At 59.8% G+C, this 14986-nt stretch carries 15 protein-coding genes, 1 rRNA gene and 1 pseudogene; 8 read left to right on the top strand and 9 right to left on the bottom strand.

The annotated features are described in order from the left end of the window. The first annotated feature begins 8 nt into the window (after window positions 1–8). From nuoJ to nuoN, 5 genes are read left to right on the top strand one after another with little or no spacing between them, the layout of a single operon-like run. Window positions 9–509 carry an NADH-quinone oxidoreductase subunit J gene (nuoJ, locus tag M2401_RS22395; RefSeq protein WP_259106032.1) on the top strand — a complete coding sequence of 167 codons (501 nt, stop codon included), beginning with the start codon at window positions 9–11 and terminating at the stop codon, window positions 507–509. Between the two features lie 3 nt (window positions 510–512). Next, complete coding sequence (nuoK, locus tag M2401_RS22390; protein WP_259106031.1) at window positions 513–821, top strand: NADH-quinone oxidoreductase subunit NuoK; 309 nt, start codon at window positions 513–515, stop codon at window positions 819–821. Continuing rightward, window positions 818–2671, top strand: a complete 1854-nt coding sequence (gene nuoL / locus M2401_RS22385; RefSeq protein ID WP_259106030.1) for an NADH-quinone oxidoreductase subunit L — start codon at window positions 818–820, stop codon at window positions 2669–2671. Before nuoK ends, nuoL begins: the two co-directional genes overlap by 4 nt. Before the next feature lie 39 nt (window positions 2672–2710). Next, window positions 2711–4243 (top strand): NADH-quinone oxidoreductase subunit M, encoded by a 1533-nt coding sequence (nuoM, locus tag M2401_RS22380; protein WP_259106029.1) that lies wholly within the window; start codon window positions 2711–2713, stop codon window positions 4241–4243. A 7-nt stretch (window positions 4244–4250) separates the two neighbouring features. Further along, window positions 4251–5708, top strand: a complete 1458-nt coding sequence (gene nuoN / locus M2401_RS22375) for an NADH-quinone oxidoreductase subunit NuoN (RefSeq protein ID WP_259106028.1) — start codon at window positions 4251–4253, stop codon at window positions 5706–5708. A 59-nt stretch (window positions 5709–5767) separates the two neighbouring features. Here nuoN and M2401_RS22370 read toward each other — a convergent pair whose 3' ends face one another. The 7 genes and pseudogenes from M2401_RS22370 to M2401_RS22345 form a co-directional block, all read right to left on the bottom strand. Beyond that, entirely contained in the window at window positions 5768–6832 is a 1065-nt protein-coding gene (locus M2401_RS22370) for an AI-2E family transporter (RefSeq protein ID WP_259106027.1), read from the bottom strand. A 228-nt stretch (window positions 6833–7060) separates the two neighbouring features. Continuing rightward, a complete protein-coding gene (locus M2401_RS34690) occupies window positions 7061–7816 on the bottom strand; it encodes a methyl-accepting chemotaxis protein (protein ID WP_409033970.1) in 756 nt (251 codons plus the stop codon). Window positions 7817–7918: 102 nt separating this feature from the next. Beyond that, window positions 7919–8701: pseudogene (locus M2401_RS34685) on the bottom strand (cache domain-containing protein); the annotation flags it as partial. 139 nt (window positions 8702–8840) lie between these two features. After that, complete coding sequence (locus tag M2401_RS22360; RefSeq protein WP_259106025.1) at window positions 8841–10166, bottom strand: sensor histidine kinase; 1326 nt, start codon at window positions 10164–10166, stop codon at window positions 8841–8843. Next, entirely contained in the window at window positions 10163–10831 is a 669-nt protein-coding gene (locus tag M2401_RS22355; RefSeq protein WP_259106024.1) for a response regulator transcription factor, read from the bottom strand. The genes M2401_RS22360 and M2401_RS22355 overlap by 4 nt, the downstream gene beginning before the upstream one ends. Beyond that, window positions 10831–11145: a PepSY domain-containing protein gene (locus M2401_RS22350; protein WP_259106023.1), complete on the bottom strand. Its 315-nt coding sequence runs from the start codon at window positions 11143–11145 to the stop codon at window positions 10831–10833. The genes M2401_RS22355 and M2401_RS22350 overlap by 1 nt, the downstream gene beginning before the upstream one ends. Then, window positions 11145–11453, bottom strand: coding sequence for a PepSY domain-containing protein (locus tag M2401_RS22345; protein WP_259106022.1), 309 nt, complete (start codon window positions 11451–11453; stop codon window positions 11145–11147). Before M2401_RS22345 ends, M2401_RS22350 begins: the two co-directional genes overlap by 1 nt. 167 nt (window positions 11454–11620) lie before the next feature. On the opposite strand from M2401_RS22345, the gene M2401_RS22340 reads away from it, so the two are divergent. Further along, window positions 11621–12703, top strand: a complete 1083-nt coding sequence (locus M2401_RS22340) for a patatin-like phospholipase family protein (protein ID WP_259106021.1) — start codon at window positions 11621–11623, stop codon at window positions 12701–12703. Between the two features lie 99 nt (window positions 12704–12802). After that, window positions 12803–13159 (top strand): 6-carboxytetrahydropterin synthase QueD, encoded by a 357-nt coding sequence (gene queD, locus M2401_RS22335; RefSeq protein ID WP_259106020.1) that lies wholly within the window; start codon window positions 12803–12805, stop codon window positions 13157–13159. 56 nt (window positions 13160–13215) lie between these two features. Here queD and M2401_RS22330 read toward each other — a convergent pair whose 3' ends face one another. Beyond that, complete coding sequence (locus M2401_RS22330; RefSeq protein WP_259106019.1) at window positions 13216–13824, bottom strand: LysE family translocator; 609 nt, start codon at window positions 13822–13824, stop codon at window positions 13216–13218. Window positions 13825–13936: 112 nt separating this feature from the next. On the opposite strand from M2401_RS22330, the gene M2401_RS22325 reads away from it, so the two are divergent. Beyond that, window positions 13937–14794, top strand: coding sequence for a LysR family transcriptional regulator (locus M2401_RS22325; RefSeq protein ID WP_259106018.1), 858 nt, complete (start codon window positions 13937–13939; stop codon window positions 14792–14794). A gap of 106 nt (window positions 14795–14900) precedes the next feature. Here the strand turns inward: M2401_RS22325 and rrf are convergent. Continuing rightward, window positions 14901–14986, bottom strand: a 5S ribosomal RNA gene (gene rrf, locus M2401_RS22320); the annotation flags it as partial.

Genomic DNA, 14986 nt, shown 5'->3' with positions numbered 1-14986 from the left:
GAAGAAAGATGGAATTCGCTTTCTATTTCGCATCCGGTATCGCTGTTGTGTCCACCCTGCGGGTGATCACCAACAAGAACCCGGTGCACGCCCTGCTCTACCTGATCATCTCGCTGATTGCCGTGGCCATGACCTTTTTCAGCCTCGGCGCACCGTTTGCCGGTGTTCTGGAAGTGATCGCTTACGCTGGCGCCATCATGGTGCTGTTCGTGTTCGTGGTGATGATGCTCAACCTGGGTCCGGCTTCGGTCGAACAGGAACGCACCTGGCTCAAGCCGGGGATCTGGCTTGGCCCGATCCTGCTCTGCGGCCTGCTGCTGGCCGAGCTGATCTACGTGCTGTTCACCTACTCGAACGGTGCCGCCATCGGCCACACCACGGTTGACGCCAAGGCTGTCGGTATCAGTCTGTTCGGTCCTTACCTGCTGGTGGTGGAACTGGCCTCGATGCTGCTGCTGGCAGCCGTCGTGACCGCTTTCCACCTCGGCCGCAACGAGGCGAAGGAGTAACTCATGAATGCTATCCCTCTCGAACATGGCCTGGCGGTTGCCGGGATCCTGTTCTGCCTCGGCCTGGCGGGCCTGCTTGCGCGCCGTAACATTCTCTTCGTATTGATGAGCCTGGAAATCATGATGAACTCCGCCGCACTGGCGTTCATCGTGGCGGGCAGCCGTTGGGCGCAGCCGGATGGGCAGATCATGTTCATCCTGGTGATCAGCCTGGCAGCCGCAGAGGCCAGTATCGGCCTGGCGATCCTGCTGCAGTTGTATCGCCGCTTCCACACTCTCGATATCGATGCTGCCAGCGAGATGCGCGGATGAACCTTATCTTTCTGACTTTCGTATTCCCTCTGATCGGTTTCCTGCTGCTGTCGTTCTCGCGCGGGAAAATCTCCGAAAACCTCGCGGCCCTGATCGGCGTCGGCTCCATCGGCCTGTCGGCCATTGTTGCGGCCTGGGTGATCTGGCAGTTCAACGTTGCACCGCCCGAGGGTGGTCACTACACCCTGGTGCTGTGGCGCTGGATTTCGGTCGATGGCTTTGAACCGAACTTCGCCCTGTATCTGGATGGCCTGTCGATCACCATGCTGGGCGTGGTCGTTGGCGTCGGCTTCCTGATCCACCTGTTCGCGTCCTGGTACATGCGCGGTGAAGACGGCTACTCGCGTTTCTTCGCCTACACCAACCTGTTTATCGCCAGCATGCTGTTCCTGGTACTGGGCGATAACCTGTTGTTCCTGTACTTCGGTTGGGAAGGCGTGGGCCTGTGCTCGTACCTGTTGATCGGTTTCTACTTCAGCAACCGCGCCAACGGCAACGCTGCACTCAAGGCTTTCATCGTTACCCGCATCGGTGACGTGTTCATGGCCATCGGCCTGTTCATCCTGTTCCAGCAACTGGGCACGCTGAACGTCCAGGAACTGCTGGTCCGTGCGCCGCAGCACTTCCAGGTCGGTGACCCATGGATCGTGCTGGCGACTCTGATGCTGCTGGGCGGCGCTGTCGGTAAATCCGCGCAACTGCCACTGCAAACCTGGCTGGCGGATGCGATGGCCGGTCCTACCCCGGTTTCGGCACTGATCCACGCAGCAACCATGGTAACCGCCGGTGTCTACCTGATCGCCCGGACCCACGGCCTGTTCACCCTGGCCCCGGACATCCTGCACCTGGTGGGTATCGTCGGTGGCGTGACCCTGGTACTGGCCGGTTTCGCCGCGTTGGTGCAGACCGACATCAAGCGTATCCTTGCCTACTCGACCATGAGCCAGATCGGCTACATGTTCCTGGCCCTGGGCGTGGGTGCATGGGAAGGCGCGATCTTCCACCTGATGACCCACGCCTTCTTCAAGGCCCTGCTGTTCCTTGCTTCCGGTGCGGTGATCGTTGCCTGCCACCACGAGCAGAACATCTTCAAGATGGGCGGCCTGTGGAAGAAACTGCCACTGGCCTACGCCAGCTTCATCGTCGGTGGCGCTGCACTGGCCGCCCTGCCCCTGGTTACGGCCGGCTTCTATTCGAAGGACGAGATCCTCTGGGAAGCCTTCGCCAGCGGTCACAACGGTCTGCTGTATGCCGGTCTGGTCGGTGCGTTCATGACGTCGCTGTACACCTTCCGCCTGATCTTCATCACTTTCCACGGTGAAGCGAAGACCGAAGCCCACGCCGGCCACGGGATTTCCCATTGGTTGCCGCTGAGCGTGCTGATCGTGCTGTCGACTTTCATTGGCGCCCTGATTCACCCGCCACTGGCCGGGGTCCTGCCGGAAAGCGCCGGTCATGCCGGTGGCGAAGCCAAGCACAGTCTGGAAATCGCCTCGGGCGCCATCGCCCTGGCCGGTATCCTGCTGGCAGCCGTGTTGTTCCTGGGCAAGCGCCGCTTCGTCAGCGCCATTGCCAACAGCGGTCCGGGCCGTTTCCTCTCGGCCTGGTGGTTCGCGGCCTGGGGCTTCGATTGGATTTACGACAAGTTGTTCGTGAAGCCTTATCTGGCCATCAGCCACGTACTGCGCAGTGACCCGCTCGACCGCACCATTGGTTTGATCCCGCGTCTGGTCAAGGGTGGCAACTCCCTGATGGCCCGTAGCGAGACTGGCCAGCTGCGTTGGTATGCCGCCTCGATCGCCGCCGGTGCCGTTCTGGTACTGGGTGCCGTCGTTCTGGTTGCGGTCTGACATGAACCTTGCGAATTTGCGAAAGGAATTGAGCCCGTCATGATTCTGCCTTGGCTAATCCTGATCCCTTTTATCGGTGGCCTGCTGTGCTGGCAGGGTGAGCGCTTCGGCCACACCCTGCCGCGCTGGATCGCGCTGCTGACCATGTCCCTCGAACTGGCCCTGGGCCTGTGGCTGTGGGGTACCGGCAACTTCAGCTATGCGCCGACTCCTGGCGCGGATCCGACCTGGGTCGTTGAATTCCAGCATCAGTGGATTCAGCGCTTCGGTATCAGCGTGCACTTGGCGCTGGACGGCCTGTCGCTGCTGATGATCCTGCTGACCGGCCTGCTCGGCGTGCTGTCGGTGCTGTGTTCGTGGAAGGAGATCCAGCGTAACGTTGGTTTCTTCCACCTCAACCTGATGTGGATCCTGGGCGGCGTGGTCGGGGTATTCCTGGCCATCGACCTGTTCATGTTCTTCTTCTTCTGGGAAATGATGCTGGTGCCGATGTATTTCCTCATCGCGCTCTGGGGTCACAGCTCGGCAGACGGCAAGAAGACCCGGATCTACGCAGCAACCAAGTTCTTCATCTTCACCCAGGCCAGCGGCCTGATCATGTTGGTGGCGATCCTTGGCCTGGTGCTGGTCAACTTCAACCAGACCGGCACAATCTCCTTCGATTATGCCCACCTGCTGAAGACCAAGCTGTCCCACGGCACCGAATACATCCTGATGCTGGGCTTCTTCATTGCCTTCGCGGTCAAGCTGCCGGTAGTGCCGTTTCACTCCTGGCTGCCGGACGCTCACGCTCAGGCACCCACAGCGGGGTCGGTCGACCTGGCCGGTATCCTGCTGAAAACCGCTGCCTATGGTCTGTTGCGCTTCGCCCTGCCGATGTTCCCCAACGCATCGGCCGAGTTCGCGCCGATTGCCATGGTGCTCGGCCTGATCGGGATCTTCTACGGTGCCTTCCTGGCGTTCGCCCAGACTGACATCAAGCGCCTGATCGCGTTCTCCAGCGTCTCACACATGGGTTTCGTACTGATCGGCATCTACTCCGGCAGCCAGCAAGCGCTGCAAGGTGTGGTCGGGCAGATGATTGCCCACGGTCTGTCAGCTGCGGCGCTGTTTATCCTCAGCGGCCAGTTGTACGAGCGTCTGCATACCCGTGACATGCGTGAAATGGGTGGCCTGTGGTCGCGCATCGCTTACCTGCCGGCGATCAGCCTGTTCTTTGCAGCCGCCTCTCTGGGTCTGCCGGGCACCGGCAACTTCGTCGGTGAGTTCCTGATCCTGCTCGGCACCTTCGTCAGCTCGCCATGGATCACCTCCATTGCGACTTCCGGTCTGGTGTTCGGCTCCGTCTACTCGTTGATCATGATCCACCGCGCCTACTTCGGCCCGTCCAAGTCGGACGCGGTCCTCAAGGGCATGGATGGTCGTGAATTGATCATGGTGCTCGGCCTTGCCGTGTTGCTGGTCCTGCTCGGGGTTTACCCGCAGCCGGTCCTCGATACCTCGGCGGCTACCATGCATGGCGTGCAGCAATGGCTCGGCACTGCCTTCACTCAACTCGCTTCGGCCCGGTAAGAGCGCTATGGACCTGACGACTCAACACTTTATTGCGCTTGCGCCACTGCTGATTGTCAGCGCCACGATTGTCGTGGTGATGCTGGCAATCGCCTGGCGCCGCAATCACTCGCAAACGTTCCTGCTGACCGTAGCCGGGCTTAATCTGGCCCTGCTATCGGTCTACCCGGCGCTGAAAGTCGCCCCATTGGTAGTCACTCCACTGCTGCACATCGATAACTTCGCCTGCCTGTACATGGCGTTGATCCTGGCTTCGACCCTGGCCTGTGTGACCATGGCCCACGCCTACCTCGGCGACGGCAAGGTCGGCTACCCTGGCAACCGCGAAGAACTGTACCTGTTGATCCTGCTGGCAGCAGCGGGCGCCATGGTACTGGTCAGCGCGCAACACCTGGCAGGCCTGTTCATTGGTCTGGAGCTGTTGTCGGTGCCGGTCTACGGCCTGGTGGCCTACGCCTTCTTCAACAAGCGCTCCCTGGAAGGCGGCATCAAGTACATGGTGCTGTCGGCCGCAGGCTCGGCGTTCCTGTTGTTCGGTATGGCCCTGCTCTACGCCGAAGCCGGCAGCCTGAGCTTCGACGGTATCGGCAAGGCTCTGGCGGCCACTGGCCTGCCCGGCCCGATCTCCCAGGTCGGCCTGGCCATGATGGTCGTCGGCCTGGCGTTCAAACTGTCGTTGGTACCCTTCCACCTTTGGACTCCTGACGTCTACGAAGGCGCTCCGGCTCCAGTTGCAGCGTTCCTGGCGACTGCCAGCAAGGTGGCGGTATTCGCCGTGCTGGTGCGTCTGTTCCAGATCTCCCCGGTGGCCAACAGCGGCGTAATGCATAACGTGCTGGCGGTGATTGCGGTTGCTTCGATTCTGGTCGGTAACCTGCTGGCTCTGGTGCAGACTAACCTCAAGCGTCTGCTGGGTTACTCATCCATCGCCCACTTCGGCTACCTGATGATCGCCCTGGTTGCCAGCAATGGCATGGCCGTGGAAGCGATTGGCGTGTACCTGGTGACCTACGTACTGACCACTCTGGGCAGCTTCGGTGTCGTTACCATGATGTCGTCGCCGTACAGCGGTCGCGACGCTGACGCCATGTTCGAGTACCGCGGCCTGTTCTGGCGCCGTCCGTACCTGACTGCAGTCATGACCCTGATGATGCTGTCCCTGGCGGGTATCCCGCTGACGGCCGGCTTTATCGGCAAGTTCTACATGATCGCCACGGGCGTCGAGTCGCAGCTGTGGTGGCTGATCGGTTCGCTGATCATCGGTAGTGCCATCGGCGTGTTCTACTACCTGCGCGTGATGGTCACCATGTACCTGGTGGACAACAAGCTGCCGCGCCACGATGCCGCTTTCAACTGGGCACAGCGTACCGGTGGCGTGATGCTGCTGGCGATCGCGATCCTGACCTTCGTCATCGGTGTGTACCCACAACCGTTGCTGAATCTGGTCATGCACGCCGGCCTGTAAAGGTCAGCTGGCAAAGAAAAGCCCTGCACAAGCAGGGCTTTTTTTCGTCTGGGGGAAAGTCAGCCCGGCAAGCGCACCGTCTTCTTCGCGCTGCTGAACAGGCCCCAGGTGGACATGAACAACGCTGCCACCATCGGCCCGATGACAAAACCATTGAGACCGAACACAGCCATGCCGCCCAAAGTGGAGATGAGGATCAGGTAATCCGGCATCTGCGTGTCCTTGCCCACCAGAATGGGCCGCAGCACGTTATCCACCAGACCGATCACAAAGATCCCGAACAACGACAGCACCACGCCCTGCCAGATCATCCCGCTGAGCAGGAAGTACAAGGCCACCGGCGCCCAGACGATCCCCGCCCCTACCGCTGGCAACAGCGACAGAAAGCCCATGACCACCGCCCAGAGCAAGGCGCTGGGGATATTCAGGGCCCAGAAGATAAAACCGCCCAGCGCACCCTGAGTCATGGCGACTACGACATTGCCCTTGATGGTGGCGCGTACCACGCGGTTGAACTTGAGTTGCAGGCGGCGCTTCTGCGGCTCGGCCAGGGGGACGGCCAGACGAATCTTGCGCACTAGTTCCTGGCCATCGCGCAGACAGAAGAACAGCAGGTACAACATGATGAAGAAGCTCACCACAAAGTCGAAGGTGACCTGACCGACGCTGAACGCCTGAGTCGCCAGCACCTGGCTGGCCTGCATGGCCCACTTGGCGATCTTGTCGCGCAGGCCGTTGAGATCGCCCATGCCCAGGCGATCAAGCCAGTGCTGCGTATAAGGCGGCAGCAGGCGTTTGAACTCGGCCAGGTAGGCGCCGATATCCAGTTGGCCGCTTTCGACGTTTTTGTACAGAGTGGCGCCTTCCTGGACCAGCAAGGCGCTGATCACAATGACCGGCAGGATCGCCACCACCAGACAGATCATCAGCGTGCACAGCGCCGCCAGGTTGCGTCTCCCGCTAAAGCGCAGCAGCAGGCGGCGTTGCAGGGGAATGAAGACGATACCGAGCATCACCGCCCAGAACATCGCGCCGTAAAACGGCAGCAGAATCCAGATGAAGGCGAGCGTGACCAGTACCAACAGGATCAGAAAGGTTTTGTAGTGCAGCGGATTGTCGTTCATGGCCAGTCCTTGAGCAGGCGTGCCGGGCGCACGACCTATTGCTTAGTCCACAGCGGATTGAACGAGTGCCACACAAATCAGAACGAAGGGTGAACCTGTGGGGAGCAATGATGTGGGAGCGAATTCATTCGCGAAGAGGCCGGTAGATTCATTACATCTTCAGCGCCTTCAATACCGTCTTCGCGAATGAATTCGCTCCCACAACACTCAGAGCCATGACCTATCAGATCAAACCCGGAACTGCCTCACCAGCGCCCCAAGGCGTTGCCCAAGGTCTGACAGGCTGCGTGAGGTCTGGGCGCTGTGGCGGGTCTCCTCGGCCACGCTTTCCACCGCCACGGCGATCTGGTGCACGCTGCGGTTGATTTCCTCGGCCACGGCGGTCTGTTCTTCGGCGGCGCTGGCAATCTGCGCGTTCATCGAGTTGATGGTGCCGATCAACTGGCCGATGGTGTCCAGTGAGCTACCCGCTTCATTGGCGCTCTTGGACGTACCCTCACCCGCTTCACTGGAACGGCGCATGGCCTCCACCGCACTCTGGGTGCCCTTTTGCAGGCGGTCGATCATGCCCTGGATTTCCTGGGTGCTTTGCTGGGTGCGGCTGGCCAGTGCCCGAACTTCATCCGCAACGACGGCAAAGCCACGACCGGCCTCCCCTGCCCGCGCCGCCTCGATGGCGGCATTGAGGGCCAGCAGGTTGGTCTGCTCGGCAATGGAACGGATCACGCCCAGGACGCTGACGATGGAAGAAACGTCCTGCTGCAGACTGTCCAGGGACGTACCGCTGTTGCGGATATCGTCCACCAATGCGTGGATCTGGCGAATACTGCCGTCGACGACGCGCTTGGCCGCCAGACCTTCCTGATCGGTTTGCTGCGCAGCGACCGAAGCGCCCTGGGCACTGTGAGCGACTTCCTGAGCGGCTGCCGACATCTCGTTAATCGCAGTCGCCACTTGATCGGTCTCGGTACGCTGACGCTCCATGGCCTGCTCGGAGCGTTGCGCCTGGCTGGAGACCTCACCGACCAGGGTGGTCAGTTGCGTGGTCATCTCGGCAATCTGCCGCACCAGGCCATGAATCTTGTCGACAAAACGGTTGAAGGAGCCAGCCAGATCGCCCAACTCATCGTTACTGGTGATCGCCAGACGCTTGGTCAGGTCGCCCTCACCGGCGGCAATGTCATCCAGGTTGTCTTTCATCAGGCGCAAAGGCCGCAGCAGGGTGGAGGCCAGAATGACACCGGCAATGGCGATAAGGATCAGTACCACGACGGCAATCCCGATGATGCTCAGCAGCATGTCGCGCAGGCGCTCGTCCACGGCCTGCTGCACGATCGCAACCTGACCTTCGATACCGTCCAGATTGACCGAGGAGCCAACGATCAGATCCCATTTCGGCAAGTACTCGGTGTAACCCAGTTTGGGCAGCAGTTCAGTCTTGCCCGGCATGGTCGATGTGTACTGCGAATAGTGGGTGCCGGCCTTGGCCGAATTAATCAACTCACGGATGTAGTAGACACCGTTGGGATCCTTGGCATCCATGACGTTTTTGCCTACCCCGTCAGGGCTGCTGCCCTTGAACAGGCGCACGCCCTGGGAGTCATAGCCGAAGAAGTAGCCCTCCTTGCCATAGCTCCCGGCGGAGAGCAGCTTGATCACTTTGTCCCTGGCGGACATATCGCCCTGCTCAGAGGCGTCATAAAGCGGTTTCAGCGTGCTCAGGCCGATGGATACATAGCTTTGCAGCGTCGTCTTGGCGTCATTGAGCAGGCGTACTCGCGCTTCATCGACCTCTTGCTGCGCCTGTTTATGCAATATCACAACGGTCACGACACTGATGACCACCGCGAAAATCAGCACCGGCAGCATAGCCAGTGACAGTACCTTGGCTTTCAGGCTCAGACGCATGGGACTTCCTTAAGGAAACGTAGTTATTGTTGTTAAGTCATGATGCTTGAACTGTTAACGGCCACGGCCACTGAAAGTTGAGAAGCCCTTGGCATTTTGCTCAGCCGCGAGCGGCGGGGTCGGGTAAGTCGATGCGTACGCGCAGGCCTCCCAGCGGGCTTACCAGCAGCTGCATCTGACCGCCCCAGGCTTCGACTATATCGCGCACGATGCCAAGCCCCAGGCCATGGCCGGCAACCTGCTCATCGAGACGGGTGCCACGACTGACCACCTCATCATGGCGATTCTCCGGGATACCGGGACCGTCGTCGTCGATCAGCAAAACGAAGTCCCGCTCATCTCTGTAGATGCCCAGACACACCTCACTGTCCGCCCATTTGCAGGCGTTATCCAGCACATTGCCCAGCAGCTCCAGAATGTCCTCGCGATCCCAGGGCAGCGCCAGATCGACAGGGACTTCAGTGCGCAGTGCCAGATGTTCGCCATGAATCAGGCGCAGGGTCGAGAGCAGGCCGGGCAGCTCTGTCGCGCAATCGAACAGCACGCCGGGCAAGGCGTCCCCGGACAGGCGCGCACGATTGAGCTCCCGGCTCAGACGCTGCTGGATCTGTTCGAGTTGTTCGTTAAAGATGCGGCGCACATCCGGATGTGCATCAAGGCGACTGTCAGCGGTCAGACTGATCAGCACGGCAAGGGGCGTTTTCAGGGCGTGACCAAGGTTGCCCAACGCATTGCGCGAGCGCTTGAGGCTGTCTTCGGTATGCGCCAGCAGGTGATTGATCTGCGCGACCAGGGGTTCAAGCTCTTGGGGGACGGCGTCATCCAATTGTGACCGCTGCCCCTGTTGCAGCTGGGAAATCTGCTCGCGCACCCGCTCCAGCGGGCGAAAGGCACGCCTGACCGTCATGCGCTGCAGGATCAGGATCAATAGCAACGCCACGCCGCCCAGGGCCAAGCCAATTTGCTGCACGCGCTGAAAGCTGGCTCTGACCGGCGTGTAGTCCTGAGCCACGGAAATGGAGATCTTCTGGCCGAACTTGCGGTAATCCGCATTCAATACCAACAGCGACTGGCCGGTCTTGCCCAACTCGGAATGGGCATGCAGGCCGGGACCGTCCTGAGCCGGCAGTTCAAGGTCCCAGAGTGAGCGCGAACGCCAATGCCCCTGGGCAAAATCGATACGGAAATAGTGGCCGGAATAAGGCCGCTGATAGGCGGGAGAGACATGCTGCTCGTTCAATTGCAGGCCGTCAGGGCCGCGCACCAAAGCCGTCAGCAGGCCCTCGCTCTCGTTACGCAGGCCGGACTCCAGGTAGCGCTGCAAGCCGACCTCGAACAACCACAGGCTGATCTGGGCCAGTACGACGACCACCACCAGGACAATACTGACCAGCCCCAGACTGAGGCGGCCTTGAATGGACTTCATCCGCCAGTTCCACCGAACAGGTAGCCCTGGCCCCGGCGGGTCTCGATCACACTGCGACCCAGCTTGCGACGCAGATGATTGACGTGCACTTCGATGACATTCGAGTCGCGCTCGGTCTCCCCGTCATACAAATGCTCGGCCAGATGGCCCTTGGACAGGATTTGCCCCGGGTGCAGCATGAAATAGCGCAGCAAGCGAAATTCGGCTGAGGTCAGCTGGATATCATCGCCATCCTGCATGACGCATTGGCGGCCCTCATCCAGATGCAGGCCGGCCGCTTCCAGTCGAGGTTGATTGGCCACGCCATGGGCACGACGCAACAGCGCCTGGATGCGCAGTTGCAGCTCCTCGGGGTGGAACGGTTTGGTCAGGTAGTCGTCGGCCCCGGCCTTAAGGCCTTCGATGCGCTCGGCCCAGGAGTCACGAGCGGTGAGAATCAGTACCGGCGTCGACAGGCCGTCCGCCCGCCATCGCGCCAGAACATCCAGCCCCGGCATGCCGGGAAGGCCAAGATCCAGCACGATCAGATCGTAGGGTTCTACAGCGCCTTGCAACAGGGCATCACGGCCGTCAGCCAGCCAGTCGACTGCATAGCCTTGTCGACCAAGCCCCGCCAGCAACTCGTCGGCCAGCGGGACATGATCCTCAACCAGTAGCAATCGCATCAGTCATCTTCCTTGTCTTGTATCAAACGGCTGTCACGCGCATCGAACTTCAACTCACGAACGACGCCTTCGCGAGTGAGCAATTCAATTTCATACACATAGAGGCCGTGCTTGAGCTCAAGTTCGGCCTCCAGCAGCCTGGATGCGGGATACAGCTTGAGCGCAACATCGATGCATTGGTCCAGTGGTTGTATAACGCCACTCTGGCGCAGCTTGAGCGCCTCGTCCTGATCAAGATCCCGGGCACTGGCCGTCGTGCAGACCAGCGCCAGGATCAAACCGCAGAATAAATAGAGACGCCTGGGCTTTTGCATCAACTGTCCTGATGATTCTTGAGAACCTGTCCGGTGACGGCGTCCATTTCTACATCCCACTCAATGCCCTTGGCATCGCGCAGTTCGACCTGATAGACGTACTTGCCGTATTCCTGTTCAAGCTCGGTATCGGTGATGGTTGCCTGCGGGTGCTGACCCAGGGCGACGGTATTGAGTTTCTCGAAAGACTGGATAGTACCTGCATCACGCAGGCGCAGGGCTTCGTCGGGGCCGATATCGCGGGCCTGGGCAATACCGGCAGTGAGTGTAATGGCGGTGGCAGCGAACAAGGCAGTCAGGGTTTTCATAAGTCATCTCCGTTGGGATAAGCAGGCTTTACGATGCTTAAGATAACCACCCGAACTTAATTCAAGCTTAATAGTTGCGGCCAATCGCCATCAACACAGCTGGCTCTCGTCAGGCGATACAGATGCCTGTGCAGGTATGATAAACAACCCGCCCAACGGAGACGTCCATGAGTGCCATCCATATCAAATCCAGCAACCTGACCCTCAGGGCCGGCAGCCGGGCCATGTCCAGGCTCCGCGAGCAGGGTTTGCGACCACAGGACGTCGGCATCGTGCCGGGTGCCGCCGGCGGGCCCAAGGCGTTGGGGATACAGGGGCTGGATCTGGCACTGTTCGGCGAGTGGCTGCCACGGGCACCACGGGAACGCTCCCTGATCGGTGCCTCGATTGGCTCCTGGCGCTTCGCCAGTGCCTGCCTGCCCAATCCGGCCGACAGCATCCGTCGCCTCGGGCGGCTGTATAACGAACAGAGCTTTGCCAAGGGCGTGACCATGGCCGAGGTCAGCCAGAGTTGCGTACGCATGCTCGACAGCCTGCTGCAAGACCAGGACGCGCAGGTCCTGGATAACCCCCATTACCGTCTCAACATCATGATCGTCAAAAGCCATGGCCGACTGGCCCATGATCAGCGCCGCAGCCTGGGCCTTGGCCTGTCTTCGGTGATTGCCGACAACCTGCTCGGGCGCTCACGCCTGTCACGTCACTTCGAACGCCTGATCATGCATGACCAGCGACTCGCACCGCCACTGCATGCGCTGACTGACTTCCCGTCACGCAGCCTGCACCTGAACACCTCGAACCTGCGCCAGGCGTTGCTCGCCTCCGGGTCGATCCCGATGGTCATGGAAGGCGTGCTGGATATCCCCGGCGCCGGACCGGGAACCTTTCGTGACGGCGGCCTGCTCGACTATCACCTGGACCTGCCCTACTCCGGTGATGATATTGTGCTGTACCCGCATTTCATTGATCGCATCATCCCCGGCTGGTTCGACAAGACACTGCCCTGGCGCAAGGGTGATCCGGGCCGCCTGCAAGACGTGCTGCTGCTTGCACCGTCGAAGGAATATCTGGCACGCCTGCCTTACGGCAAACTGCCAGACAGAAACGACTTCAAGCGCTTCATGGGTGATGACCAGACCCGACAGGCCTATTGGCGCAAGGCCATGGAAGAAAGCCAGCGCATGGGCGACGAGTTTCTTGAACTGGTCGACAGCAATCGCCTGGCAGAGCATCTACAGCCGCTTAGCTAGGCGGCGGCCATGTTTTGCGCATCGGGCAAATCATTACTGTTAAACTTGCTGCCTGCTTTTATCGCTTCGGCGAACGCCACTTACAGAGTTCAAGACGCCTTGGAAATCTTCAAAGAATTTACCTTCGAATCTGCCCACCGCCTGCCTCACGTCCCCGAGGGCCACAAGTGCGGCCGTCTGCACGGGCATTCGTTTCGCGTAGCCATCTACCTGGAAGGCGACGTCGATCCCCATACTGGCTGGATCCGCGACTTCTCCGAGATCAAGGCGATCTTCAAGCCGCTCTATGAGCGTCTTGACCATAACTATCTGAACGATATCCCGGGCCTTGAGAATCCAACCAGCGAGAACATGGCCAAGTGGATCTGGAATGAACTCAAGCCCCTGCTTCCTGAACTGTCGGCCATCCGTATCCATGAGACCTGCACCAGTGGTTGTGTGTATCGCGGGGACTGAATACCTGTTGTTGTAACGAAGAAGGCCGCATGCAGATGCGGCCTTTTTTATTGACGTCAGGTATGGATAGGCAGGGCCAGGCCGAAAAGTACGAAAAATCCACCGCAGACTTTATTGAATCGGCGCCCGGTTCGAGCCAGCCATGGCCTGACCCGGTGTGCAGCGCTGGCCACCGTATATTCAACAATAAACTCCACCACTGCGTAGGTCAGGGCGATAGCGGCCGTCTGCGCAACGATACTGCGCTGCGGATCGAGAAAGGGCGGAATAAAAGCGGTAAAGAGCAGCAGCGCCTTGGGGTTGGAAATGGCCGATACCAGCCCCTGGCGGAACAGCGACCAGCTTCCCGCCCTCGTAGGAATGCCAGTATCAAGGCCGACGGGAGCAGCCCGCCACAGCCCGAAGCCCAGCCAGATCAGATAGAGCCCGCCAACAATCTTCAATACCGTGAACCAGGTAGCCGAGGCCTGGATAAGCGCGCCCAGTCCCAACGCGCAAAACGCCAGCACGATGGCAAAACCAAGCACGCCTCCCGTAATGGTGAACAGGGTTTTCCGGTTGCCGTGAATGGCGCCATGGGTAAGCACCAACAGCGCATTGGGCCCTGGCACTACCGCGATACCGCAGCAGGTCAACAGATAGAGCAACCAGGTATCGAATGGCATGAACATATCCAGTAGGTGTTGATTAGTGTTGGTATCTTGCGCACGAACAATCTCCATGAAAAGCGCATAATTCACACCATAGCCATTCGATTACCGAATAGAGGTGACCTCAATGCCTGCCAGTGATTTGCAGATCGATTGGCTTAAATGCTTCGTGGCCGTGGTGGATGCGGGTTCGCTGTCTGGTGCGGCCCATGAAGTAAACAGATCGCAGTCTGCAGTCAGCATGCAGATGAAGAAACTGGAAACGGCCCTTGGACGGCAGCTGTTGAATCGGGGGCCGAGGCATCTGCAACTCACCGATGATGGCCAGACATTGCTGAGCTATGCCCGGCGCATGCTGGCACTGCATGCTGAGACCCAGGCGGCGTTCCATGGCGAAGAGCTCACCGGACGAATCCGCCTGGGCGTCGCGGAGGACTACGCCGCCAGGTATCTCACACCGGTTCTGAAGCGCTTTTCGCCACGCTATGCAGCCGTGGAAATCGAACTGAACTGTGAACAGTCGACCACACTTATTCCGCGTGTGCGCAGTGGCGATCTTGATCTTGCCCTGGTGTCCAGAGACTCGCCTCAAGGCGGGACCTTTCTCTTTAAAGAACCCATGGTCTGGGTTGGCTCACCCCAGTTCGAGCTCTGGCGGCGAGACCCGATACCTATCGCCGTCTACGAAAGCGCAAGCCTGGCCCGGCATAACGCGGTGAGTTCACTGACCCAGCAGGGACGCCAATTCAAGGTGGTCTATAACAGCTCCAGCCTGGCCGGACAGGTGGCAGCAGTTGAGGGTGGGCTCGCCATTGCCGCGATCACGCAGTGCAGCGTACAGCCATCGTTTCAGGTCTTGAGCGGCGAGCACGGTCTGGGGAACATTGAGCCCATGGAAGTTTCCATACTGCGTAGCCGGGCTTCGCGCGGGTCAAAGGCGGTTAATAGTCTTCACGCGTTTATCATCAGTGCGTTGAGAGCATAAAGGGAGGGTCCTACACCGGTCCTACCGATGATCGCGAGGCCGGCGGCTTTTCTCGGCGCAAAAACAAAACCCCATCTGCTTTCGCAAATGGGGTTTTGGAATTTAATCTTGACGATGACCTACTCTCACATGGGGAAACCCCACACTACCATCGGCGATGCATCGTTTCACTACTGAGTTCGGGATGGGATC

Origin of the sequence: Pseudomonas sp. JUb42 (assembly GCF_024807945.1) — a bacterium.
Classification (GTDB): Bacteria; Pseudomonadota; Gammaproteobacteria; order Pseudomonadales; family Pseudomonadaceae; genus Aquipseudomonas.
The sequence above is the reverse complement of the archived record's forward strand: the minus strand, read 5'-3'. Positions and strand labels throughout refer to the sequence as shown.

Excerpts from the sequence above, each read along its gene's own strand:
- nuoJ (WP_259106032.1), top strand. The coding sequence starts at position 9 with ATGGAATTCGCTTTCTATTTCGCATCCGGTATCGCTGTTGTGTCCACC.
- nuoK (WP_259106031.1), top strand. The coding sequence starts at position 513 with ATGAATGCTATCCCTCTCGAACATGGCCTGGCGGTTGCCGGGATCCTG.
- nuoL (WP_259106030.1), top strand. The coding sequence starts at position 818 with ATGAACCTTATCTTTCTGACTTTCGTATTCCCTCTGATCGGTTTCCTG.
- nuoM (WP_259106029.1), top strand. The coding sequence starts at position 2,711 with ATGATTCTGCCTTGGCTAATCCTGATCCCTTTTATCGGTGGCCTGCTG.
- nuoN (WP_259106028.1), top strand. The coding sequence starts at position 4,251 with ATGGACCTGACGACTCAACACTTTATTGCGCTTGCGCCACTGCTGATT.
- M2401_RS22370 (WP_259106027.1), bottom strand. The coding sequence starts at position 6,832 with ATGAACGACAATCCGCTGCACTACAAAACCTTTCTGATCCTGTTGGTA.
- M2401_RS34690 (WP_409033970.1), bottom strand. The coding sequence starts at position 7,816 with ATGGAGCGTCAGCGTACCGAGACCGATCAAGTGGCGACTGCGATTAAC.
- M2401_RS22360 (WP_259106025.1), bottom strand. The coding sequence starts at position 10,166 with ATGAAGTCCATTCAAGGCCGCCTCAGTCTGGGGCTGGTCAGTATTGTC.
- M2401_RS22355 (WP_259106024.1), bottom strand. The coding sequence starts at position 10,831 with ATGCGATTGCTACTGGTTGAGGATCATGTCCCGCTGGCCGACGAGTTG.
- M2401_RS22350 (WP_259106023.1), bottom strand. The coding sequence starts at position 11,145 with ATGCAAAAGCCCAGGCGTCTCTATTTATTCTGCGGTTTGATCCTGGCG.
- M2401_RS22345 (WP_259106022.1), bottom strand. The coding sequence starts at position 11,453 with ATGAAAACCCTGACTGCCTTGTTCGCTGCCACCGCCATTACACTCACT.
- M2401_RS22340 (WP_259106021.1), top strand. The coding sequence starts at position 11,621 with ATGAGTGCCATCCATATCAAATCCAGCAACCTGACCCTCAGGGCCGGC.
- M2401_RS22330 (WP_259106019.1), bottom strand. The coding sequence starts at position 13,824 with ATGCCATTCGATACCTGGTTGCTCTATCTGTTGACCTGCTGCGGTATC.
- M2401_RS22325 (WP_259106018.1), top strand. The coding sequence starts at position 13,937 with ATGCCTGCCAGTGATTTGCAGATCGATTGGCTTAAATGCTTCGTGGCC.